The 24417-nt window shown below is 50.6% G+C and carries 21 protein-coding genes and 1 other annotated feature; of the genes, 7 read left to right on the top strand and 14 right to left on the bottom strand.

What is annotated here, in order from left to right:
- Window positions 1–116: 116 nt before the first annotated feature.
- The gene (locus AC0YN4_RS19630; protein ID WP_475783471.1) at window positions 117–2870 is read right to left on the bottom strand and encodes a glycoside hydrolase family 2 protein; all 2754 of its coding nucleotides are present in this window, start codon (window positions 2868–2870) and stop codon (window positions 117–119) included.
- Window positions 2871–2986: 116 nt separating this feature from the next.
- Between AC0YN4_RS19630 and AC0YN4_RS19625 the strand changes: the two genes are divergently transcribed.
- On the top strand, window positions 2987–3961 hold the full coding sequence (locus AC0YN4_RS19625) for an ArsR/SmtB family transcription factor (protein ID WP_475783470.1): 975 nt from the start codon (window positions 2987–2989) through the stop codon (window positions 3959–3961).
- A gap of 396 nt (window positions 3962–4357) precedes the next feature.
- Here AC0YN4_RS19625 and mraY read toward each other — a convergent pair whose 3' ends face one another.
- Together mraY and AC0YN4_RS19615 are read right to left on the bottom strand one after the other, a co-directional pair.
- Window positions 4358–5311 carry a phospho-N-acetylmuramoyl-pentapeptide-transferase gene (gene mraY / locus AC0YN4_RS19620; RefSeq protein WP_475836556.1) on the bottom strand — a complete coding sequence of 318 codons (954 nt, stop codon included), beginning with the start codon at window positions 5309–5311 and terminating at the stop codon, window positions 4358–4360.
- Entirely contained in the window at window positions 5311–6090 is a 780-nt protein-coding gene (locus AC0YN4_RS19615; RefSeq protein ID WP_475836555.1) for a class I SAM-dependent methyltransferase, read from the bottom strand. The genes mraY and AC0YN4_RS19615 overlap by 1 nt, the downstream gene beginning before the upstream one ends.
- A 177-nt stretch (window positions 6091–6267) precedes the next feature.
- Window positions 6268–6528, top strand: a binding site (T-box leader).
- Between the two features lie 50 nt (window positions 6529–6578).
- Here AC0YN4_RS19615 and metG point away from each other — a divergent pair.
- Window positions 6579–8225 carry a methionine--tRNA ligase gene (metG, locus tag AC0YN4_RS19610; RefSeq protein WP_475836554.1) on the top strand — a complete coding sequence of 549 codons (1647 nt, stop codon included), beginning with the start codon at window positions 6579–6581 and terminating at the stop codon, window positions 8223–8225.
- 383 nt (window positions 8226–8608) lie between these two features.
- Here the strand turns inward: metG and AC0YN4_RS19605 are convergent, their stop codons facing one another.
- A complete protein-coding gene (locus AC0YN4_RS19605; protein ID WP_475783466.1) occupies window positions 8609–9226 on the bottom strand; it encodes a LysE/ArgO family amino acid transporter in 618 nt (205 codons plus the stop codon).
- Between the two features lie 29 nt (window positions 9227–9255).
- The gene (locus tag AC0YN4_RS19600) at window positions 9256–9819 is read right to left on the bottom strand and encodes a 5' nucleotidase, NT5C type (protein WP_475836553.1); all 564 of its coding nucleotides are present in this window, start codon (window positions 9817–9819) and stop codon (window positions 9256–9258) included.
- 97 nt (window positions 9820–9916) lie between these two features.
- Here AC0YN4_RS19600 and AC0YN4_RS19595 point away from each other — a divergent pair, with 97 nt between their 5' ends.
- Together AC0YN4_RS19595 and AC0YN4_RS19590 are read left to right on the top strand one after the other, a co-directional pair.
- The gene (locus AC0YN4_RS19595) at window positions 9917–10555 is read left to right on the top strand and encodes a pyridoxamine 5'-phosphate oxidase family protein (protein ID WP_475783464.1); all 639 of its coding nucleotides are present in this window, start codon (window positions 9917–9919) and stop codon (window positions 10553–10555) included.
- A 170-nt stretch (window positions 10556–10725) separates the two neighbouring features.
- A complete protein-coding gene (locus tag AC0YN4_RS19590) occupies window positions 10726–11151 on the top strand; it encodes a cupin domain-containing protein (protein ID WP_475836552.1) in 426 nt (141 codons plus the stop codon).
- A 59-nt stretch (window positions 11152–11210) separates the two neighbouring features.
- Here the strand turns inward: AC0YN4_RS19590 and AC0YN4_RS19585 are convergent, their stop codons facing one another.
- The 5 genes from AC0YN4_RS19585 to AC0YN4_RS19565 all read right to left on the bottom strand — a co-directional run bounded on the left by AC0YN4_RS19585 (window position 11211) and on the right by AC0YN4_RS19565 (window position 15458).
- The gene (locus AC0YN4_RS19585; protein WP_475783462.1) at window positions 11211–11570 is read right to left on the bottom strand and encodes a DoxX family protein; all 360 of its coding nucleotides are present in this window, start codon (window positions 11568–11570) and stop codon (window positions 11211–11213) included.
- 168 nt (window positions 11571–11738) lie between these two features.
- On the bottom strand, window positions 11739–12626 hold the full coding sequence (locus tag AC0YN4_RS19580; protein WP_475836551.1) for a hypothetical protein: 888 nt from the start codon (window positions 12624–12626) through the stop codon (window positions 11739–11741).
- Window positions 12627–12656: 30 nt separating this feature from the next.
- Window positions 12657–13616 carry a helix-turn-helix transcriptional regulator gene (locus AC0YN4_RS19575; protein WP_475783460.1) on the bottom strand — a complete coding sequence of 320 codons (960 nt, stop codon included), beginning with the start codon at window positions 13614–13616 and terminating at the stop codon, window positions 12657–12659.
- 124 nt (window positions 13617–13740) lie between these two features.
- Window positions 13741–15117: a diguanylate cyclase domain-containing protein gene (locus AC0YN4_RS19570; protein ID WP_475836550.1), complete on the bottom strand. Its 1377-nt coding sequence runs from the start codon at window positions 15115–15117 to the stop codon at window positions 13741–13743.
- A complete protein-coding gene (locus tag AC0YN4_RS19565; protein WP_475836549.1) occupies window positions 15114–15458 on the bottom strand; it encodes a hypothetical protein in 345 nt (114 codons plus the stop codon). Before AC0YN4_RS19565 ends, AC0YN4_RS19570 begins: the two co-directional genes overlap by 4 nt.
- A gap of 321 nt (window positions 15459–15779) precedes the next feature.
- On the opposite strand from AC0YN4_RS19565, the gene AC0YN4_RS19560 reads away from it, so the two are divergent.
- Window positions 15780–16205 (top strand): VOC family protein, encoded by a 426-nt coding sequence (locus tag AC0YN4_RS19560; RefSeq protein ID WP_475783458.1) that lies wholly within the window; start codon window positions 15780–15782, stop codon window positions 16203–16205.
- A gap of 167 nt (window positions 16206–16372) precedes the next feature.
- Window positions 16373–16771 carry a LytTR family transcriptional regulator DNA-binding domain-containing protein gene (locus AC0YN4_RS19555; RefSeq protein ID WP_475783457.1) on the top strand — a complete coding sequence of 133 codons (399 nt, stop codon included), beginning with the start codon at window positions 16373–16375 and terminating at the stop codon, window positions 16769–16771.
- A gap of 58 nt (window positions 16772–16829) precedes the next feature.
- Here AC0YN4_RS19555 and AC0YN4_RS19550 read toward each other — a convergent pair whose 3' ends face one another.
- Both AC0YN4_RS19550 and AC0YN4_RS19545 read right to left on the bottom strand, forming a co-directional pair.
- Window positions 16830–18089 (bottom strand): MFS transporter, encoded by a 1260-nt coding sequence (locus tag AC0YN4_RS19550; protein WP_475783456.1) that lies wholly within the window; start codon window positions 18087–18089, stop codon window positions 16830–16832.
- 13 nt (window positions 18090–18102) lie between these two features.
- Window positions 18103–19749 carry a PucR family transcriptional regulator gene (locus tag AC0YN4_RS19545; RefSeq protein ID WP_475783455.1) on the bottom strand — a complete coding sequence of 549 codons (1647 nt, stop codon included), beginning with the start codon at window positions 19747–19749 and terminating at the stop codon, window positions 18103–18105.
- Window positions 19750–19940: 191 nt separating this feature from the next.
- Here AC0YN4_RS19545 and ald point away from each other — a divergent pair, with 191 nt between their 5' ends.
- Window positions 19941–21074, top strand: a complete 1134-nt coding sequence (gene ald, locus AC0YN4_RS19540) for an alanine dehydrogenase (protein WP_475836548.1) — start codon at window positions 19941–19943, stop codon at window positions 21072–21074.
- Between the two features lie 115 nt (window positions 21075–21189).
- Here ald and AC0YN4_RS19535 read toward each other — a convergent pair whose 3' ends face one another.
- Window positions 21190–22401 (bottom strand): glycoside hydrolase family 76 protein, encoded by a 1212-nt coding sequence (locus AC0YN4_RS19535; protein ID WP_475836547.1) that lies wholly within the window; start codon window positions 22399–22401, stop codon window positions 21190–21192.
- 166 nt (window positions 22402–22567) lie between these two features.
- Window positions 22568–24253 carry an extracellular solute-binding protein gene (locus AC0YN4_RS19530; protein WP_475783452.1) on the bottom strand — a complete coding sequence of 562 codons (1686 nt, stop codon included), beginning with the start codon at window positions 24251–24253 and terminating at the stop codon, window positions 22568–22570.
- Between the last annotated feature and the right edge of the window lie 164 nt (window positions 24254–24417).

Raw genomic sequence — 24417 nt, 5'->3', positions numbered from 1 at the left:
TGGGTGAACGTAGGAATATTGTTGCTTTCCCTAACAAAACAAGCCGTCCCGTTGTGGGACGACTTGTTCGTCTGGTTCATATTGCTTTCTTCACATTTAATGTCGTGAATCGTCTACTATCTCAATTGTAGCAGGACATCAAAAGGATAACGACCGGCATTTCGTCCGTAGAGGGCAAGACCGCCTTGCTCGGCCTCGAACGTCAGCTTGAAGCTGCGGCTGCGATCAAGCTTCGCTGTAATTCGGCTTGGCACGGTTACGTTGCACAGGTAACCGAAGGATCCGGCTTCGTCCAGCTTGTTATGCACCTCTTGATACTGCCAGGACAGAACGCCCCGGCTATCCGCAGGGTTATCCGGAAGCAGGAACGAACCGATACGCTCTCCGTCAATGAGAACATGAATGCGGGATTCATGACGCTCTTCATCTGTCATGTAGTACGTGTTGCTGTTGCGCTCCACGTCTGCGTTAGCTCCATGCATGAAGCTAATGGTATGCGCGCGATCCGTGGCCCCTTCCACATTGCGGGCAAGCAGTCGTTTCGCGCTTGCTTCGAAACGGATATCCATATGGTGGATCACGTTCTGCTCGGCTTGGCTTGGCAGATTAATGTCATAAACGAAATGGCCTTCTCCGCCGCCGTTTGTTTTGAAGCCTTGAATTGCGTTCCACTGATAGGTAAAGCTTTGCTCAACGAATGACGTAACCGGTACATTGACGAAACGGCCTTCTGCATCGTAAACGCCATCTTCGCTTCCGCTGCGCACATCGAACGTAATGAAGTTGCGCGTTACAACTTTACCGGAGGCGTCTTTCAGGGATACCGCCAACACGGCAACTGCATCCTGTTTCGGCATCGTAACGGTAAGCGGCGCGTCAATTGCTGTTACGCCGAAGCCATCCCAGTTAAGCTCGACTGTACCTTGATCAGCAACTGTGCGGATACCGAGATTGTCATACCACAGCTCATAGCTCAGCTGCAGCTGTTGTCCGTGATAGTGATCCGAATAGCTGGAGCGCAGCAGCGGAACAGCAACCTGCGTGCCTGCTTGAAGTGTCTGACATGGCGGTGCGTCAATGACGATAAAGTCTGCCGTATGCAGATCGGCAATCGACATACCCGGTACAAACTCCTCGTAGCCGAAATATTTGTCCGTTCCATCCAGGCGGTAGTAGCCGTTAAACTCATTCGTCACATCGCGGAATTCCGTGAATACGAATCCGCACATCTTGTCATGGCGGCGGAACTCGTTGAGCATATACCGATAATGCCAAGCAAGGTCGCTGTCGCCTGCGCCGCTGGTAAAGCCCCAAACATTCCCGCACTCACTGTTGATGAGCGGAGCATCGCCTTGCAGGTTGCCGCCGATATAGTTGAAATCTGAGCCCGGAAAGGTTTTCTCCACGATCTCGGTTACATGCTCGCGCACCTGTTCATAGCCGTTGATATAGAAATGCCATGAATTCAAATCCGACTCGACATGGTCATAGTTGCATGGGGAGTTATCTTCGATGATCCGGGATGGATCGGTCTGCTTGGCCCAGTGGTAGATTTCGCGTACCCACTCCTGCGTTTGCGGCAAATACGAGCTCGGCTGGCCCGGCTCCCCCGTTAACCCGCCCCCTTGCGGGTTGGTCTTCAGTCCCCAAGTTTCGTTGAACATGACCCAGCAGAAGATGGATGGATGGTTGTAGTCACGGTCGATAATTTCCTTGGCTTCACTCTCATAAGAAGCGCGCGCCGTCTCATCAGGGTTGCCCCAGAAGCATGGCATATCTTCCATAACCAGCATACCGAGCTTATCCGCCCAGTACAGCTTGCGCGGCTCTTCCGGTTTGATATGAATACGGACCATATTTAGGCCAAGGCGTTTCAGCAAGTAAATTTCATCGTGCATCTCTTCGTCGCTTGGATAGGTAAAATAACCGGTTTTGTGGAACGACTGATCCAGTGTGCCGTTCAAGTAAACCGGCTTGCCGTTCAGCGTAATCCAGCGGTAGGAGCGGTCACCGAACAATGCCGTTCCGAATTCACGAATACCGAAGTACGTGGAAACGGTATCGGTGCTTGTGCCGCTGCTGAGGGTAAGTTCACCTTCATACAGATACGGTGATTCCGGGCTCCACAGCTGTGGGTCGCTTACTGTGAAGGAAACAGTGATCGCATTGCTGCCTGCCTCGAGCTGAACAACTGCTGTATGCTGCACCGACTGATCAGCAAAGCTGAATAGCAGAGTCGCTTCTCCGGCTTCCTGCGCAGTAATCGCAGCATTCACTTCAACGGTGCCGTCTATTTTGGTAATGAACTTAGCCGATTGGATATATGCCTTCGGTCTTGCTTCCAGCCATACCGGCTGCCAGATTCCGCGTATTTCGCCATATCCCTGCTTGCCCCGTGCTTGCGAGCTGCGGTCGAAGTCTTCTGCGCGTACGACGATCGTGTTCTCCGCATCGTTTCTCCACACCGTGCTGACTTCGAACTCGAAGCTGCCATAGCCGCCGGCATGAGAGCCGACATGAACGCCGTTCACCCATACATCGGAGCGATAATCAACGGCGCCGAAACGCACGAATACGAGCGATTCGCTCTCTGCCGGCGCCCACGCTACAGTCTTCTTATACCAGCCTGTACCGGTATCATTACGGCCAATACCCGACAACGGACTGGACCATGAGAAAGGTACCGTAATTTCGGAATCAAATTGAGCTGTAGGCTGCAGGGACGCGTAATCGCTTACATTCTCTTCAGTATCTAGGCGGAAATCCCATACGCCGTTCAGATTCAGCCAATCTTGACGCTGCCAATCCGGACGCGGGTACTCGGGACGCGGCATTTCTGTTTGTGCAGATTTCAAAGCTTGAGCAGCCATTAGGGAAGCACAACCTTTCAGATGATGGATTTGGAATTGCCATCATTTTAGCATTCGTATATGATTTAATCAATACGTATTATGTTTTTACAATACACCAATTATAGAGTACACTGGTGATAAAGAAAGAACTGAACGATGAAGGGTTGAAACTGCTCATGAGTGAACTCAAACAAGATACCATTCGATATCCCTCCACCCGCCTGATCGATGTGGCCAAAGCGTTGTCCGGTGACGTTCGCGTCCGCATCCTGGAAGCGCTGGGCGAGAAATCAATGAGCGTCAGCCAACTCGCCGAAGCGCTCGGCGTCGCGCAGCCGACCATTTCCGTAAACGTGCAGATCCTGGAGAACGTCGAGCTCATTACTTCCACGCTCGGTGCGAGCAGGGAGAAAATCTGCTCCGTCACCTGCCGCTCCATTCAATTGGATTTGCCCGTCAAGCTCGGCGAAGGATTGCTTCGCACGGAGGAACTTCGCATGCCGATCGGCATGTACGCGCACTGCTCCGTTCAACCTACATGCGGTATCGTCACTCGCGATTGCACGCAGCTGGGCTCCGTTGATGATCCTCGTGCCTTCTACTTGCCTGAACGCGTAGAGGCTTCCTTGATCTGGTTCGCCGGGGCTGGTTATGTGGAGTATTATTTTGCCAATCCGATGCCGCCCGGCGTTGCGATTAATGAGCTGTGGTTCAGCGCGGAGCTGTGTTCTGAAACAGCGGGTTTCCAGATGGATTGGGCTTCCGATATTTCCCTGCTCATTAACGATCAGCTTGTCGGCACATGGACAAGCCCCGGCGATCTCGGCGACCGCAAAGGCAAGCTGACCCCGGACAAATGGAAGAGCGGCACCGAATACGGCAAGCTGACCGAGTGGCGCGTTACCGCATCCGGCAGCCAAGTGAACGGCGAAGTGACGGCGCAAGGCACGACGCTTGCGTCACTTGGTCTCCAATACAACAAGCCGATCCGCGTCAGGCTGGAAGTATCCGAGGACGCGGTCAACTGCCGCGGCCTTAACCTCTTCGGCGCCGACTTCGGCGACCACCGGCAGGATCTGCTGCTGTCGTTTATCCGCTACGTGGAATAGATGACGCCAAGAAGGACTGACTCAGAAGTACGCAGCCGCGACTTTTGGGACAGTCCTTCTTCGTGCCGGCTCTGTGCGGGCTCTTCCCGGCTGGCTGCATGCTTGCTCCGGGCGGGAAGAGCCCGCACAATATGCAACAAATCAGACGATCCAAGCACGAAATGCTGCAATTGTTGCATGGAATGCAACATTTCTCAGCAGATGAGCTCCCAGAGGCCCTCTCTTGTTGGGAATGTTGCATATTGTGCAACATCTTCAAGAATTGGACTAGTTTTACTCCATTATGTTGCACATTGTGCAACATTCAACCGCAAACGCATTATACTTGCTTCCCATCCCAGCTATCCGCGCCACGTGACAATACGAAAGGCTGCCCCTCGGCAGCCACTCGCATCCTCACATCACATATTTCCACAGCAACCACGAAACAAACGCTGCCAGCCACGACACAAACCCGAAGATCATGACGATTTTGTTCTCGCTCCACCCATATTTCAAGCTAAAATGATAATGAATCGGAGCCATGCGGAAGATTCGCAGCTTCGTCTTCTTGTAATACCACACCTGCAGAATCACAGACAGCTGCTCGGCCAGATAGATAATGAACAGAATCGGAATCAGAATCTCTACCTTCTCGATGACTGCTAGGAAGGTGAGTGAACCGCCTATCGCAAGTGAGCCCGTATCGCCCATAAATGCTTTTGCAGGGTAAATATTATAGATAAACAGTCCCAACAGACAACCGATCATGACCAGAGAGAACGTCTGCACTTCGACTCTCTCGGAGATAACGAAGAAGAAGAAAAAGGTCGGGATCGCAACGTTAATCAACAGCCCGTCCAACCCATCGGTAAAGTTAATGGCATTAGCCGAGCCCACAATGAACAGCAGCATGATCACCAGATATAGCCACGGCGGTAAGTCCAGCGAGAATCCCCGAAATATTATAATATCTGTGCTTAACTCGAATTGCTGAAGCAATACAAGCAGCAGCATACAGGCAAAGGTGAACTGAAGGACCAGCTTCATTTTGCCGGAAATGCCTTGTGGATCTTGAAATGCAGCCTTGCGAAAATCATCCAGGAACCCCACGATGCCGAATAAAACAAACGTTGTGCCAATAAACAGCACCATCGGCTGGGGATGCACGTAGACCGATACCATAATGCCAATTAACAGGATTAATCCCGACATCAGCGGCGTACCGCGTTTCGCTTGATGATCCGGCGGCAATTCTGCACGTATCGGCTGCGTTAGCTTCAGCGTGCGCAATCCCCAGATGAGCAGCGGAGTTAGCAGCGCAACAAGAAGGAACGATATCCCTGACGCGCCTAGTATAAAAATATCCATTAGCTCGGTTCTCCTTCGACCCGGGATTTATGACATTTAATAATGAGCGTTGATGGGATGATGCGTGCCTTTGTTCCGGAGTACCATTTTGCCGAATTGACCGTGTCTCCTTCATCCACCTCAGACTCTTCAATAACAGCATCGATGACGAATCCGGCGCGGATCAAGGCGTTGATGAACGTACTCACCTTCCGATTGTGCATCACAATCGGTGTACCTCGCCAAGCCTCATGCCGTTCGAAGCTCTCTGACACATAGGAGCGTCTGAATTTCAACACTTCATCGCTGTATTCCACCACACTATGTACGGGATGCTCCCAGCTAAACACGAAGATGCCGCCCGGCTTCAAGCTTCTGTGAATATGACTTAACGTCCGCGGCAAATCCACGGTCCAGCCGAGTGCATAGATCGATACCGCTTTGTCAAAATAGTTCTCCGGCAGCTCCGACATCTCTTCCATAGGCGCTTCAATGAGGACGACCGGCTTGTCCAATTTAGAGACAACCTGCTTTGCCGTCTCAATCTGGGCACCCGACAAATCAACGCCCCAGAGCTCGCGCGCTCCCCGGTTGGCCAGGTATTCCAACGTATGCCCGCTTCCACAACCTACTTCGACGATCGCGCAGTCTGCTATCGTCCCCAGCAAGTTTAATTCTTCCTCCGTGGGGGCGTAGGCACCATAGGATAGACGTTCGAATGAGCCTTCAAAAAACTGATTCGCTACTTTATTCCAGCCTTCTTTATTCACTTGAATCATATCCTTGTGCTGCTGCAGCATGCTATGATCCCTCCGCTTTGTTTGGAAGTCTACTATCCTAAATGCTAGCATTATATGGAAAATAGGCGCAAGAGCTAATTCGCACAATTCGATTCGGAGCGGCATATTGTACCCTCATAAGAGTTCTTGACTTGGAAAATATTGTGTACTATAATCTCGAATAAGCTGAATATTCAAATAAAAGCTGTGAAGAGAAAGAGTATCGCGTTGATGTCTTTAACAGAGAGCCCCGGCCGGTGCGAAGGGGTAAAGAATAACCGCGAGAATATGGTCTCTGAGCTGAGCACCGAACCCTCAATGGGCGTAGGCTGCGCCGGATCCTGCACCCGTTACCGTGCTAGGGTATACTCGCAAACCGCGACGTACCCGAAGAGGTGAATGCTGCGAGGCGTTCATACAATTGGGTGGTACCACGTGAGCACAGCTCTCGTCCCTTCGGGACGAGGGCTTTTTCTGTTTTCTGTTTTCTATAAAAGGAGGGAATGTGGATGGCACCTGTATTTATTGGCGGCGCTTGGCCGTATGCGAATGGTTCCTTGCATTTGGGGCGATTGGCGAGCTTATTACCCGGAGATGTTCTGGCACGCTATTACCGTTCCAAGGGCGAGCAAGTTTTGTACGTATCAGGAAGCGATTGTCACGGCACTCCTGTCGCGGTTCAAGCGATTCAAGAAGGCGTCAAGCCGAGTGATATTGCGGACCGCTATCATCAGGAATTTGCCGATTGCTTCGCACAGCTTGGCTTCACCTATGACCTCTATACGCGGACGGATCAGCCCTTCCATCATCAGGTCGTGCAGGAGATCTTCCTAAAGCTGCTCGAGAATGGCCATTTATATAAGAAAACGATTCAGCAGACCTACTGCGAGACGGATAGACGGTTTCTGCCGGACCGCTACGTAGAAGGCATATGTCCCGTGTGCGGGAGCCGCGCCAGAGGTGATCAATGCGATGCTTGCTCCACCATACTCGACCCAGCGGATCTATTGGATAAGTCATGCAAAATTTGCGGCAATCCCCCTACCGTACGACCTACGGAGCACTACTATCTCGCGCTCTCCCGTTTCCAAGATGAGTTGGCGGCCTATGCTGACAAGTCGCATGGATGGCGAGAGAACGCCGTTCAACTGACTAGGCGTTACTTAGAAGAAGTCCTTCTTGATCGAGCGGCAACGAGAGATCTAGACTGGGGGGTCGATGTACCGATTGAAGGCTTCAAGGATAAGAAAATCTATGTCTGGATCGAAGCGGTCAGCGGTTATCTCTCAGCCAGTAAGCAGTGGGCTGCTGAGACCGGCGGAAGCTGGGAGTCCTTCTGGAAGGATGGAGGAGCGACTATAACGGCTTATTATGTGCATGGCAAAGACAATATCCCCTTCCATACGTTAATTTGGCCTGCCGTACTTCTGGGTGGAGGCGGACTGCATGTGCCGGATCGGATTATTTCCTGCGAATACATGACGCTGGAAGGGAAGAAGTTCTCGACCAGCCGCAATTGGGCGGTCTGGGTGCCTGACATCATGAGCCGGTATCAGCCGGACTCCATCCGTTATTTTCTCATCGCCAATGGCCCTGAGAGACGGGATGCGGATTTCTCTTGGCGGGAGTTTATCCACAGTCATAATGGGGAGCTGCTCGGCGCATTCGGTAATTTCGTGAACCGCACGCTCGCTTTTATCGCCAAATCATTCGATGGACGCGTTCCCGCAGGCGAGCTTAGCGAAGAGTGGAAGCAGATTCTTACGGAGCTGTACCTGGAGTCCGGGGCTCTAATTGAAGAAGGCCGCTTGAAAGAAGCGCTGGAGCTGATCTTCGCTCAAATCCGGCAGGCCAACAAATATTTCGATGAGCAGAAGCCATGGGTACAGATCAAGGAGAATCGGGAGGATTGCGGCTTTACACTTCATACCTGCGTAGGGATCATAGCGAATTTAGCCAATCTGCTGCAGCCGTTCATCCCCTTCTCCTGTGAGCGTATCCGAACCTTCCTCTCCCTCGGGCAGCCTGCTTGGAACCTTATTACCGTTCCGGCTAATCAGCAGATTCAGAGCTTATCGCTGTTATTCGAACGCATTGATCCCAAACGCATTGAGGAGGAAGAAGCGGCTCTATTGAATAGCCGGGCTCAGCTGTAGCTTTAGCTGCAGCTGCAGCTAATGCTGGATCACCTCGCAAGTATGGCGTATCCGTTTGTGGTTCCCTTTTATGCAACTCCTAACCGAATGTGGGGGCCCCGTTTGTTCAAATGCTGCCTTTTGTGCAACATTTCCTTCGCAAAAGTGGATCATCGGGGAGATGTTGCATGTCATACAACATTTTCACCTCCTATGGCTTCTTAGCTGCCTAATTTCATTAAAATGTTGCAATTCATGCAACATTAGGGCTGGTTTTGACCTGTGTGATGGGTAGGATGTTGCATTTGCTGCAACATTTACGCGCCTAACTACCTTTCAAAGTCAGAACAAGAAGAACCGCCAAGGCCCTTTGCCCTGACGGTTCTTTCCTCTTCTCTCACTCTTTACTTACTCACCAAAGTAACAAACAAATAAACAGCCGTCCCCCACATGACAACAGCGGAAACTTTGTTCAGCGCAATCATGATTCGCCCTGATTTGTCCAGGCTGCCCGTTAGTCGGCCGGCCGCGGCCAGACTGGTAAACCAGAGCCACGAAACGACTACGCAGGCCACCGTGAAGAGCACTTTCTCGGCACCGCTATACTGCAGGGAGCCTGTCCCAATGACGCCGATTGTATCCAGAATCGCATGCGGATTGAGGAGCGATACCGACGCTGCAAAAGCGATTTGCTTCTTCGCTCCGAGAGCCTCGGCGGATGATGAGTCCCGATTTGCCGGCTTGCTCCTCCAAGTCAGCCATCCCATATAGAGAAGGAACAGGATTCCCACCGCGAACAGGATGGTCTTCAGCCAAACAAACTGCAGGACAAGCACCGATACGCCGAGTACAGCCAGCAAGATCAACAATGTATCGCAGATCGACGCCGTTATTACGACAGGCAGCGCCTTGCGGAATCGACTCTGAACCGCACCTTGATTAAACACAAACACGTTCTGAACCCCAAGCGGCAAAATCAATCCCAATGCCAATATAAACCCATGAATCATTGCAGCAAGCATGTTCGTATTCTCTCTCCAATTCTAGTTGTCTATTTACCTGAGCCCGTGGCTAAACGCTGAATATGCCGGTTCACTTCCGCCCAATCGGCGGCACGCAGGACAAACTCACTCGTAACCGCTCGATTATAAGGCTGATCATACAAAATAATCGGTTTACGCATGCGAGCAAACTCCTCCGCATAATGAGGCGCATCATCAATCAATATATCCACATTAGCCGCTATGCAGGCTTCAAGTTTATTTTCGGCGAATGAGATATTGTTGTAAGTGAACTTATGACGGTTCAACCAATCTATTGTAACATCCCGGAACAGCATTGGCCTTGCCGTTATAATAGACAGCTCATGCTCAAGTGAGAGTTGCTGCAGCATATCGGCTGCGTTCGGATATGGTGCCGAATGCCAATGAATATCGTGGCCGTGCTTCGCATAAGCGATATCTCGTTCTTCCCGGTTCCAACCATAGGAGCGATAGATATAGAAATCTTGAATATCCGCGGCGGTTAGCGCCTTTCCGGATGCCATATTATAATAGGTTACATGCGCTGCCGTCGCGTCCAGAACGGTATTATCCAAATCTATGGCAATGTGCAAACGGGCTCAACTCCTTCGAGGTGTTGCCTATTCATTCTGGTCCGGCATATATGTTAACTCATTATACCGTTCAACTACTAGGGGTGTGAACCTAATTATGAAAGCCAATGAAGCTTATAACGACGTAATTGAAACCGAGGAGGAGCTGCGCGCGCTTATAGGATTCCCTAGCGAACTCGTGAGTCGTAAGACGATTACTCATCTGGATCATCATTGCACCGATTTCATAAGCCGCTCTCCATTCATGGTCATCTCGACTGCGGACAGCAACGGCTCTTGCGACGTTTCGCCGCGCGGCGATTATCCGGGATTCGTGCTGATCCAGAATGAGCGGCGCTTAGTGATTCCGGAGCGACCGGGGAATAAACGCATGGACTCGCTGCGGAATATTTTATCCAATCCACAGATTGGTTTGCTCTTCATGATTCCGGGACTTGGGGAAACGCTTCGAATTAATGGACGAGCATTCCTCGTAAGGGACGATGAGCTTCTGGAGCAGATGGCCTATAACGGCCGTAAACCGCTGCTTGGCATTGCTGTAGACGTTGAAGAATGTTTCATCCATTGCGCCAAAGCTTTTATTCGAGCGGGTTTATGGAACCCCGATTCGTGGGCGGATAAGGAGTCACTGCCATCTGCTCCGCGAATGATCGCGGACCATGCGAAGCTTCCCGGCTCGGATGCGGAGGTCATTGCACGACGATTGGAAGAAGGGTATGCACAGCGTCTTTATTAGAAGGAAACGGTTACGATATTGTATCCCGATGTGGATAACTTCAATTGTGGATATGTTTATACGTCCCCAATACTTATACACGTATTGCTGTTGAAGGCTGTTGACACTGGGGATAACTATGTGAATAACCTTTTGGCACGACTAATTTATGCTGGAGGAGGCCGCCCATCATGTCCGAATTAAAGAACGCCCCTATCACCGCTTTACCTATGTTAGGACAAACCCTCTCCGCCATCGGCGCTGATCTGGTGATTGCCGAATGGACCGCTGAAGGCTGTCTGCCGGACACCGAACCGATGCGCATTGCGCCGCTGCATGTTCATCATGAAGATGATGAAGCGTGGTATGTGCTTGAAGGCAAGCTGGCTATTCAGATCGGCGACTCCGTTGTGGAGGCAGCCGGCGGCAGTGCCGTCATTGCCCCTCGCGGCGTGAAGCATACTTTCTGGAATCCGGCGCCGGAGCCTGCACGTTATCTGATTATCATGAACAAGCGCATTCAATCGTTAATTGATGCGATTCACGCGATGGAGCAGCGAGATCCGGAAGCGATGCAAGCCTTGTTCGCGCAATACCAAGCTGAACTGCTCGAATAGATGAGCGAACAAAAGGCCGCCAGTCTCCTTCTCCGGAGATTAGCGGCCTTTCCATACTCCTATGAACCCAATCTTCCAATTGCAATAAACACAGCAATTGCCAGTAGAACGACGTTCATGACAATCGCTTGGTTCTCGCCTCTTCTGGCATGAACCCCAATTGCCAGTACCATGATTACCGCTATACCAATAGCAGCAACGCCGGCCAACCATGGCAGAATGTCCGTTGCAGTTGGCACGATAAACCCGATTGCCGCAAGCAGCTCGGATAAGCCGACGAGAAGAACTAGCCCCCGAGAAGAATCTTTTGCCCATGGCATGGTCGCTCTAACCTTCTCGTATTGGAATGTCTTCATGATCCCTGCCATCAAGAACATAAGCCCTAATAGAATTTGAGCGACCCATAATGCAATATTCATTATCTGTATTCTCCCCTTGTCAGTTATATAGGTTTATCATACGACAAAGGGTGATTATCAAGAAGTAGGCACATGAAAGTGCCCTTGTTTCCATAATGAAACCATAGATACATACAGGAAAATCCGAGCAGGAGGCTATCTCTTCCCACTCGGATGTCTGCTTGCGATTTACAACATGCCATAAGATTTTAACGTCTTTAAGCGTTCCACCGTAACGAAACCACGCCATTCGGCTTCCGCTCCCGGACCTACCGGCTCCCAGCTGATGCCCCAGCCCCCATCCTCTCGCTGCTGCTTAATCAAAGCATGAAGATGACGATCGAGCTCACCATCCGAAATCACTTTGCCTGCATAACTGCCGCGCTGCGGAGCCCAATCCAGCACCTTCTGCACATAACCATCGGCCTCCGGATCTCGTTCGATAATCCCGGGCTGCTGCAGCCAATCCTCTATCCAAGCTAGGTACGGAGCCGCTTTCTCTTGTTCAGGTGTATGCTGAAGAAACGTAATCCACTGAATGCCATCATGAAAACCATGCGGTTGCTCCTGCTCGAGCGTACGCCAGATATAAGCTGTATTTCGCTGGAACCATTCTTCCTTCCAAATATCCGTCCGTACTTGCTGCTTATATAACGTGCCTATAAGCAGGCTGGTTGGATTAATCGAAGCGATATCATCCCGCTCTGCATTCCACCAAGGCGCATGCGGGTAAGCCGCGGCACTGCGAAAGACGAACGGAACCCCGCCATCCGGTAACGTAATGCTCTGCACATAGCGGATAATACCGTCAAGCATATCCGAATCATACCCGTCGTCCATCTCATCCATCATCGCCAGCGCGACCTCTGTCGGCACAGGCTGACTGTTTGGGCAGCGAATATCCGCCTCCAGCGCATGTCCGAAACCGCCGTCCTTATTCCGGTAAGCGCGCAGTGCGCTGAAGACCGCCTCTTTCGTACCATTCTCGAAGAAATATTCGAACCGTCTCCGATCAATCAATCTGCCGTTTTTGTATAGAAATGATTGTGCCCGTTCGAGAATTTCATGATTTCCCATCCTGAACAACCTCCTCAATAATAGGTATCCCTACTCCACTGTTATTCCTTGGCTGTATCTGTCGCATACTTGCCTTGCCATCCGAAGCAGCTCCTCCCGCAAATGCCGGGGCTCCTTCACTTCAGCATCCATGCCAAGCGAATAGAACAACTTGACCGCCCATTGCCACTCCGAAGCCGGGCACATAAAATCCAGCTCCCAACGCTCATCCGCGACTTGTTTCACGTTGTCGCCAATATGGAAGTCTTGCTCGGCCAATAGCGCTCCCCGGTACGTTAACTCCGCAATAATGCGGGTAGTACCCTCATCGCTGCCGACCGGACTCTCGGCTTCCCGAGCCAATTGCTCCACCTCTTCGCCAGGCACCTCCATGAGCTCCATCGCTTCGAAGCGATCCACCCGAAATGTCCGCTGCTCGTTATGGGAAATCGAATACGCCTCGCAATACCAATACCCGTGCGCAGCATACATTTTACGAGGCAGCACTTCTAACGAGCGGGTATGCTTCTCCGAACGATACCGCACGCGAAGCCATCTCGATTCGGCGGTGTATGCCAATAAATCGGACAAATACGGGGATTTGACGCTGCGCTGCGGTACTTCGACCTCCACATAATGAAGCATGGACTCGATATGCGCCAAAGTCTGCTCCGGCATAATGGCCTTCAGCTTATCCATCACCGTCCATCTCGCCTGCTGAAACGGTGTATCCGCCATGCGCGTCAAACTGCGAAGTGCGAAGAGGACGGATAAGGCTTCGCTGGAATCCAGCTGCAGCGGCGGCAGCCGGAAGCTCTCCATCAACCGAAAGCCTCCTGATGGACCCGATACCGCATACAAGGGAACCCCCATCTCGGCGAGCGACTGCATGTCCCGCAGAATCGTTCGTTTCGTCACCTCGAATTTGTCCGCCAATCGTTTGGCAGTTGCCGGCTCTTGCTGCAGCGCGATGAGGATCGCCATCAGTCGGTCCATTCGCCTCACTGTCATCCCTCATTTCAACCTCATTATATCACCCTATTGGTGACATGAAGTCTGTCACCAAGCCGCAGCCAATGCAAAAAAAAGATGACCGAGTAAATCTACCTCAGAAGTCATCTCTCATTAGCCAAACTTACTCCGCCGCCGCAAACTGCACACAATCCCGCCCCAGCTTCTTCGCTGCATAAAGCGCATTGTCTGCCTGCTGAATCAGTGCCTGCAGAGATCCATACTGCTCCGTATTACCTGTTGCGCAGCCGCAGCTGACTGTCACATAGGAAGCCGTCTTTGATGCGGCATGGGGAATTTGCAGCTTCCGAACTATCTCTCTCAGCTCAAGCGCCATATAGATTGCAGCTTCCCTATCCGCTTGCACGATAACGGCAAACTCCTCGCCGCCAAACCTTGCCGCCATTCCGCCCATAAGTCTCGCTTGCTCTTGAAGCGCAATTGCAACCTGCTTCAAACATGCATCACCGGCCAAGTGCCCGTAGGCGTCATTGTATCCTTTGAAGTGGTCGAGATCTATCAGCATCATACTAACAGGAGTCCCTTCTGCACTCGACCACAGCTTCTTCGCGACATCATCGAACTTGCGCCGATTCGCAATACCTGTCATGGCATCAAGCCATATCAGCTTCTCCAGCTCGCGGTTCGCCTCTTCAAGCTCAAGCGTTCGCTCACGGACTTTCTGCTCCAAGGTGAAGTTGAGCATTCTGAAATTGCTCAGCAGCTTCTCGCTGGATGCAAACGCTGTGGAGAACCGTACGGATAGAATGAACGATTGCGCAAATACAAAACAAAAGATGCCAAGCGGAGTTAAATTGTAATTCGGCAGCCAGTCATACTGCGCGAAGATATCTACAACAATAGCCGCAACCATGATAAGCTGACAGATGAATACGATGCGCGCGCCTTCCCTCCCTCGAACCATCGCCAAGAGGAACACTACATTTAAATAAAGGACATACACGAGCAGAAACACCTGAATATAGGGCAGCAGCGATGTAAAGTAAAAGGCGGAATTAGTTACAGTCAAGATGAAGAATAAGGTGCAGCCGCAAGCAATGATCGGGATCGCAAGCTTGATGAATTCTGCTGAATACAAGCGGCTGATAAACAATGCGAAGGCAAGCATGGTCAGATAGATTAAGCAATACTCCATGGTAAGCATGGTTTCCCAGCTCATGGAGGGCATCAGCCTGGCAATCACAATCCGTCCGCCGAACAGACTCCGAACCGCTACAAACAGACAGACGAGGCCAAAATAAAGCGTCGATCGCTCCTTCAACCTCCGAACATATAAGCCGAAGTGGTACATAGCCATAATAAACAAAGCACCGGCCACAAATAGCTCAATAGCCAGCTTTAATTGATCCTTTCCCGTAACCGCCGAAGCTTCACCAACTCGGAGTGGCTGCGAGATACCGCCTTGAGCATTATCATAATTAGAGACCTGCAGCACGATCTGAATGTCCGCTGCCGATTTATGAAAGTAGATGAGCTTCACCGCTTTACCGGCTGCAGAAGCTTGTGCAGACGTTCCGGAACACCAACACCTTCATAAACCTCGCCATTAATCCATACTCGATATGCGCTGTAGATAGGCGGAATCTCCAGCGCCCAGCTACCCGTCTGTTCTTCTATGCGAATGGTCTTGGCATAAGTAGCGTATCCGACTGAGCCAAGCCTCTGATTATTAATTGTATAATCCTCCCACATGGACGGAAGGTTCACCATCCGATCCGCTCTCGCATGGCGGATTTCATCCGGTGTTAGTAAACGGTTCCAATAGAACGACCAGTTCTTGTCCAACATCTGGACTGAGCCGTGACTACTCGGTACTGCCAAGCTTTGTCCATCTGCAAATGTGAATGCGGAACAGCAGAATAATGTACTTATAAGCAAGACCATGATCAACCAACTCTTATGAATTGTGCGTCTAGGTGTCATCTCATTCTTCCTTATCCGCTGATTTATGCCAGAGCAGCATGTACTTTATTTTATCATAATTCTAACCACTAATTGGTATTTTATAATGAATTTCCAGATAATCGAATCCCTTTTCCCTTACCAAAAAAACCAACATTGCAAACATATGTTCGGTATTGTATGATGACGTTACTGGCCATACTGATACGGCCACCTCAATTACAAAGGAGCGATTATAAGATGATTACAATGTTGGTCCCTTATCTGGTTATGAACGGCAATGCAACGGAAGCGATTACATTTTATCAAGAAGCTCTACATGCAGAAGTAGTCATGATGCAAACCTTTGGAGAGATGCCGCAGAACCCGGAGATGCCGCTCCCGGAAGAAGCTAAGAATCTAATCGGCCATGCAACAATAAAGGTCGGCCAGACAGACCTTATGTTCTCCGATGCATTCCCGGGTACGCCTCATCAGCTCGGCAACCAAGTTACAATCTGCCTGTGCACGGACGATGTAGATACATCCAAGCAAGTATTTGCCTCGCTCGAACAGGGCGGTCAAGTCAGCGTGCCGCTAATTGAAACGCATTTCAGCCCAGGCTATGCGGTTGTCACGGATAAATTCGGCGTTACTTGGCAGCTTTACACAAACATGCACCAATAGCAGCACCTATTCATTAACGAGAGACACGGCTTCGCGCATCCTGCGAGCCGCGTCTCTTTTTTACTGTCCAACTATCGGTAATTCCAAGAAAATGTCATATCCATTTCTTTGAGACATGGTAATATGAAGATATGTGTCCAAATGAATGAAGAAAAAGGGTGTGCACGATGAAGATTCCAGTCGTAAAAAGATACAATAAAAAAGAGTTCGATATCGTTTCTATTGATCTTGAGGACGTTCTTCTCATGCGCAGCTACCGCGGCGAGGTCTATTATCAAACAAGAGAAGGTATTTACAGTCAAATTTCCACGTTTGAAGAGCATGAGCGCTTCTTAGTAGGCGAAGGTTTTAAGAAAGTCGATCGATGTTACGTCGTTCAGATGGATCAAGTGGAGTTCTTCGATGAAATTCAGCATCGGTTATACTTTGTTAAGCAACCGGTTAATAGTGATTCACCCAGCGCGCCTGTTTCCGGCGCACATCTGAAGGAAGTAGTGCGGCTCTGCAACGCTGTAGAATCACCTGCGAATCGGAATGATCTGACCGGTGGATTATCGACAACATAAATCAAAGAAGCCTTCTTCCCCTGCCGGGAAGAAGGCTTCTTTGATTTATCCGTTTAGGTTAGGATGCTGCTTGAATCGAAGCAGCTCTGTTACGACGAATACGCAGCGCCATGAGCGACGCCAGCAAACAGAGAAAGCCGGACATCACGAAAGGCACTGTATAGCTGCCGAGCCAAACGCGCAGCAGTCCCGCTTCATAGGCCGCAAGTGATGCGCCCGCTTGATGCGCCACGACAACCCAGCCGAAGATCATGCCGGCCTTCTCTTTGCCGAAGGTATCGGAAGCCAGCTTCGCGGTCGGCGGAACAGTCGCGATCCAGTCGAGTCCGTAGAAGACTGCGAATACGGTCAGCTGCATATAGCCCATGCCGAGCGCATAGGGCAAGAAGATAAGCGACAGTCCGCGCAGGCCATAATACCAGAATAGGAGCCAGCGGCTGTCGAAACGATCGGACAGCCAGCCCGACAACGTCGTGCCGACCAGATCGAACAGCCCCATCAGCGACAGCAGGCCCGCAGCAGTTACAAGCGGAATGCCATAATCGCCGCAAGCCGGAATCAGATGCGCCCCGATGAGTCCGTTTGTGGAGAAGCCGCAGAAGAAGAACGTTCCGGCGAGCAGCCAGAAGGTCCCGTTCCGCGCAGCGCCGAGCAAGGTTTGAATCGGGGTGAAGAACAGATTACCGGTAAACGGTACAGGCTTCACTACTTCGGTTGTACCGAGCGCGGATACGCCAACATCGTAAGGATGGTTGCGCATCCAGATTCCCACGATCGGTGTCAGTACCGCCAGCACACCTACAACCGTATATACAGCAGTCCGCCAACCGATATCCTCCGTCAGCTTAGCCAGCAGCGGCAGGAAGAGCAGTTGACCGGTGGCGGCACTCGCCGTGAGCATGCCGATTACAAGCCCTTTGTGAGTGACGAACCAACGACCCGCAATCGTAACCCCCAGCACATTGGCCAGAGATCCGGTGCCGATCCCGACCATGATGCCCCACAGCAAAGTCATTTGCCAAATCGACGTCATGATCGGGGTAAGCGATAAGCTGACGATAAGCAGCAGCATGGAGATCACCATAATTTTGCGTACCCCATATCTTGCCATGAAAGCCGCTGCGAACGGCCCCATTAAACCATACAGCAGAATACGAATGGAGATCGCGCCGGATACCGCACTGCGATCCCAGCCGAATTCTTTCTCGAGCGGCAGCATGAGAACGCTGGGTACGGAATTAATCGCCGCCGAAACGAGCAGCGTCAGAAACACAATGCCGACCACTACCCAGCCATAGTACAACCTAGATGATTTCATTCCCCGCATCCCCTTACTTCAGCTTATAGGCAACAAGCGCCATCTCCAGACAGCGCCGTTTATCGGCTTCCAGGAAGTCTTCTCCCAGCAGCAAGCTGAGCTTTTCTAACCGATTATAGAGCGTCTGTCGGTGGATGTGAAGCTTCGCCGCCGTCTCTTGCTTCGAGCCCATGCAAGCCAAATAAACATCCAGTGTCTCGATAAGCTGCAGATGATGCTCCCTATCATAGGCGATAAGCTCGCCAAGATGGTCATCCACATAAGAAGCGAGGAAGGATAACTTCGGAACGGCCTTCAGCAGCTGGTACACACCAAGACGGTCATAGAACATGCAGCCCTCTTGCGTCGCTACATTTCGAGCCACATCAATAACCTGCTGCGCTTCTTCGAAGCTTCTGGATGATTCCACGATTTGCGTGCGCAGCTTGCCGAAGCCGGCATGGAGCTTCAAGGATTTGGTCGGTTCATGTGCAGAGGCTCGTAATTCCTCCGCAAGGCGCATGAGCGTCGCTTGGAAATTGACATGCGATTCCTTATGCAGCGCGTCTTTGGCGCAGAGCATATAGATGCGATTATTCTGGATCATCACCAGATTGTACAGCCCGTGCTTCTTCAGCAGCTGTCGAACCAAGATGAGCATATCCTGCTTATCTGCCTCAATGGTAATCGGTTCAATGTCAGCCGTATGCTGAATTTCGATAATGCCGCTGGCGAACAAATACTCGCCTTTGCTCAACTGACGAAGCCCCATTCGGGATTGCGCCTGGTCCTCGTTCTCGATGCGGTTGTTCATAATATCCAGGATGAATTCATTATGGTCGCGGGACATCTTCTCTTCCAGAAACTCGGTGCGCAGCGTAATCGCGGCAACGGCCTTCGTGGTGTAATCCAGCAGCAGCGTCAACGACTCAGTAATCTCGGCGCGATTGTGCAGGAGCACACCGACATAGGAGAAGGTCTGACCAAAGCAAATAACAGGCTCCACGACGAGCAATTGCTGTGCATTCATCGACAGAATGGAGACGTCTTTGGCAGAGAGCGCCTTGGTATCCATTTGCCGCTGCAGGAAGCTCGAAATCGGCCCCGATGCTTTAGTCGTTAATGCAGGGTAGAAAATGCTGTGATCGAGCGACGAGAAATACAGCACCTGCCTAGACGATTGCTCATGGAAGGCTTTCAAGATCTGCGCGATTCCCGTACTCTCCAGGGTTAGACGCTGCAGCTTTCGCGAGTAGACCTCCAGCTCCTTCAGAAACTGATGCTGCCGGTTAATAATCAGAGCATGAATGTCCTGCGTAATCTCCACAAACCGCACCGGCTGCTCGAACACAATGAGCGGAAAATGATGCAGGTCCGCCAGCTCCACAATTTCCTTCGGAATGTTATCAACGGTAGTGCCCATCTCAATGCACAGTCCGGCTGCTTGTTGGTCGATCAGCTGTTTCATATAGGCAAACCGTTCCTGCTCGTTCTGCTTCAGCCACAGACCCGTCGTCAGAATCAAATCATTCGGACTCACATACGGAGCCACATTCGTAATTTCAAGTACATGCACCCAGCCGACGGGATGATGAATCCCTTCCCGTCCTGCAACCAGCCGCGCAGCGCGAAAAATCGGCCTCTCGAGCAGCTGTTTGATGCCAAACGTCATCGTGTCCATTTTATCACCTTTATATTAGACATTTTGTCTATAACTAGTAGGCTCAATATACATAAATGTCTATTCATCTGTCAATTCACTTTATGTTTTGTATGATGTTTATGCTTCCGATCCATTTTATAATGCAACTAAGAACAACAAACAACGTGAGATTTCAGAGGTTCGCATTCAAGAATGGGGAGAGATCAATCATGATCATTGGCGTGCCGAAGGAAATTAAAAATAATGAATGCCGCGTAGGGGTAACACCATCCGGTGTGAAGGAATTCGTGCAAGACGGACATACCGTCTATGTGGAAACGAATGCCGGTTACGAAAGCGGCTTTTCGGATGCTGAGTACCAGCAATCGGGAGCTGTTATCCTGACGGATGCCGCCGCTGTTTGGCAGCAAGCAGATATGGTTATAAAGGTGAAAGAGCCGCTGCCAAGCGAATACCCTTACTTCAGAGAAGATCTTATTCTCTTCACTTACCTGCATCTCTCCGCAGAGCCAAGCTTGGCTGAAGCACTTGTACAGTCGAAGGTAACCGCTATCGCTTATGAAACGGTCAAAGAAGGCGGAGCTCTTCCGCTCTTGACGCCAATGAGCGAAGTAGCCGGCCGGATGGCCGCACAGATCGGAAGCCAACTGCTTGAGCGCTCCAAAGGCGGACGCGGCATTCTACTCTCCGGTATTCCGGGAGTAGCCAGAGGCAAAGTCACCGTAATCGGAGGCGGCGTTGTCGGTACGAATGCAGCGAAGATCGCCATCGGCTTAGGCGCGGAAGTGACGATTCTCGATCTGAATGCGAACCGCCTGCGGCAGCTCGATGACCTGTTTGGCAATCAAGTACAAACGCTTGTATCCAGCCGCTATAACATCGCGCGGAGCGTTGCCGAAGCGGATTTGCTTATCTGCGCCGTACTGATTCCGGGAGCGAAAGCGCCTGTCCTCGTTTCCGAAGATATGGTGAAAACGATGAAAAAAGGCGCCGTCATCGTTGATGTGGCCATTGACCAAGGCGGAAGCGTAGAGACGATTGATCATATTACAACGCATGACAATCCAACCTATGTGAAGCATGGCGTCATTCATTATGCCGTAGCCAACATGCCTGGCGCTGTTCCGCAGACATCCACCATTGGTTTGACCAATGCAACCATACCGTATGCCCTGCAAATCGCTCGCAAAGGTGCCTATCAAGCGATTCAAGGCAGCCCTGCTTTGCAAAGCGGCACGAATATTATTAATGGCAAAGTAACGTACAAAGCCGTAGCCGACGATCTTGGTTATGCCTATACGCCTCTGGCACAGGTGCTGGAGCTGCATACCCTTCACATATAAATCAATTCGAATTCCTGAACCTGGTTCAGAACCTCTTCCTATTTTTTAAACCCCATGCGAAGCCCCCTTGAGAATGTTCTCAAGGGGGCTTCGTGTATCTATATTCGCCAGCTCATTAACGGTATTGCGACAACATGATTTGTATTCTCTGCATCCATGCCTGACTGACCGTGTGATAAGAGCTGTCCTTGATATTGTTCGTTGCCGGATCCCAGCTGTAATGGTAGCCGTAATTGGTCGTATCCCTCAGCTTGGCATTCAAGGTGTCGATATTTTGCTGCGCGGTATTGAGCCAGTTGACGTTGCCGTCTGCTTGGTACAGCTTAATAAAGGATTGCGAAGCCCAGCCGCTGTAGCATGGGTTAAATACGGGATCGGCAGTGTTGATGATGAAGGCACCTGTACTATTCTGCGTGTTCCAGAGCTGATTCTTCATCTTGGTGGCAATATTCTGCGCACTCGTCAAATACGCATTGTTCCCGGTAATGGATCTATAGAGCAGATTTACCTCGATCATAATGGCATTGTCATACGTAAATTTAACCGGGGTCACGCTATTGTTCGTGAGCTCATATTGCCAATTGTACAAGCCGGCAGTGGTGTCGAACATGTAGGTGTCGAGCCACAGCTTGATGGAATCTGCCCATGACTTGTAATAGGTCTGCCCTGTAATTATATAGAGACGGAGGAACAGCTGACACGCGAGCCCGTTGACCTCCGAGCCCTTGATCTGCATGTAAGGGGTCGTCTTGTTCGTCGTCCACCAGAACCCGCCGCCTGCGGTGGAATCCCAGAGTCCGCTGTACATGAGCCAATTCGCCACAGCCTTAGCCGAGTTGAGATAGTTCTGCTGCGTTACCCCCGTCGTCACCTCGTAAGCGTCCAAATAAGCTGCACCGGCAAGGGAAGCGTCATCGACATATTTATCTCCGCCTGCACCCGTGCCGTCCAGATTGCTCAGCGCGAAGTAGCCGCCAATCGGGCTTGTCACATCCCACATATAGCCCATAAAGCTGTATGTATTGTTCATGTAGGATAAGTACCGTGAATCACCTTGCTTAAGCATCGCAGCATCCGCATAGATTTGACTTACGTTGTACCACTGCGTCGTTGCATTGTCCCCGATTTCGGTTCGGTAGCTATTGGATGTCGTCAACAAATTGCCTGCCGTGAAATTATGCGTTTCCTGTGCAAGCGTCCAATACGTAGAACCGGAACTGGCTTTAACAGCTCCGGGCGGAGCCATCATGAGTACGATTGCCATAATCAACTGTACAATCACGATCTTGGAGCATGCTTTCGGTAATAGAGTAGAAAACTTCTTCATCCTATAACCTCCTATGATGTGGGTGATTGGACATGCTGTGCAGCTGCCCTGTTTTCTAGTATGGCGATTTAATAGTTTCCAGTAAATGGAAAGTTTTAGTTATTTGCAAAAAGGTATCCACGCTTACAAGTACGTAAGCAAGCATGGATACCTTCTACCTCAATGGCTATTCCAGTGATTCTTCCACTTCTTTCGTGACCTCGTCGCCTCCGGAAAGCTTCCATGTCGTCACGAACTTATCGAAATCCTCGATTGGCGCCGCACCGGTTATGATGCGCAGGAACGTTTCATTTTCCAAATTATCAAGGCTTGTCCCTTTCTTCACCATCGTTTCCGTCGTACCATAGAAAATCGGATTCACCTTCGTTATTTCTTTGGTCCCCGTAACAGCCCCGCCTGTGTAGTAGGCGAGCGAATCCGCGAAAGCCGTGATGTCTTGCTTCGGTTCCTTCTTGTTCTTCAAGATTGAATTTACACGTTTAATCAACCTCGCCGGCATATCCTGCAGATCGTTATCCTTCACTACCTTGTCGTAGATCGGAATATCGCGGGCTAACGAATCTTGAAAGTCCAGCTGTACATTCAGTGGATAGTTGAGCCAGCTGACGATCTCATCCTTGTATAGCTCATGCGACTTGGGATCAATCAGACGGATGCCTTCGTATTGGACGCTCAGCATTTTCAATGCCGCCTCCGGATGCTTCGCATTCTTCTTCACCACAAGGAAAGTGCCCGATGGTGCCGAAGGCACTACATTCCGTTTGCCGTCCCCATCAAGCGGTGCAGCAAGCGGTACCCACTCCGCTTTCGGATCGGTCTTCACGCTGTCCGCCAGCATCCAGCCGGCAAACCATGGCGCAAACAGAATCCCCGCTCGACCACCGGATACAAGCGCGGCATTGTCCTGCCATTTGCGCGTAAGAAACTCTTTATCAATGAGACCTGCCTTGTACATATCCCTCAGCTTCATGAGCGCTTCTTTCGTCTCAGGAGTTGTTGACCCATACACAACATTGCCGTCGGCATCCTTAAACCAGCTCTTCGGATACGAATGATACTGGTTAAACACCGGGTCGAAAGTGAAGAACTCCGCATCCCCGACGATCTGTTTGTCCCCAAGCAGGCCTACCGTATCGGGCTTGCCGTTCTGATCGGGATCCTGCTCCTTGAAGGCTTGGGCAATCGTTTGAATATCCTCCAAGGAAGAAGGAAGCGCAAGCTTCAATTTACCCAGCCAATCCTTACGAACCCACAGCAGCTGGTAAGTACCATCTATGTTCGTATTCGGCATCCCGTACAGCTTGCCATTGACACGACCTGTGTTCAGCACACGGTCGCCCGAGAACGACTTATAGTAGTCTTTAATAAGCGGTGAGCTATATGTCTCGTAAATTGAGGTCAGATCGGCAAGCATGTCTGCTCCTGCCATCTCCTTGAATTGCTGCTCATTGACGACCATCATATCCGGCATGTTATTATTGGCGATCGCCAAACTGACCTTCTGATTATAATCATCCACATCTTCAATGGAGAACTCATAATTGACCTTCACATTGAGGCGGTCTTCGACGTAGCTGAGAAACTCGTTGTCTTCCAACGTATCTCCATTAGGCAAATTATTGCCGGCAATGCCTTGCCTCCCGAGTGTAATCGTAATCGGCTTCTCATACTTCGTAAATGGCCCATCATCATTGCTATCTGCATATGTATTTGAGTTGTTCTCTTCATTCGAGTCGCCCTCATGATAAGTAGCACTAAACTGATTGCCCTCACCTGCACCATTCCGATCGCAAGCTGTCAAGCTTAACACGATTGATGCACACAGAAATAAACTCACCGCTGTAGTTTTCATCTGCTTCCCCCAAGTTTATGTTTGCTGTATAACCCATTATAGTATCGATAGACCTTCTATTCTATGTAAAATCAATTTTAATTCATACTATCCCTATATTCATCCTAGTAGATTCCAATTCAGTTAGAGATTTAGGAAGGTTTATGCGCGTAATCCACGTGTAA

This window comes from Paenibacillus sp. J22R3, from assembly GCF_056269305.1.
This window is presented reverse-complemented; position numbering and strand designations above follow the sequence as displayed.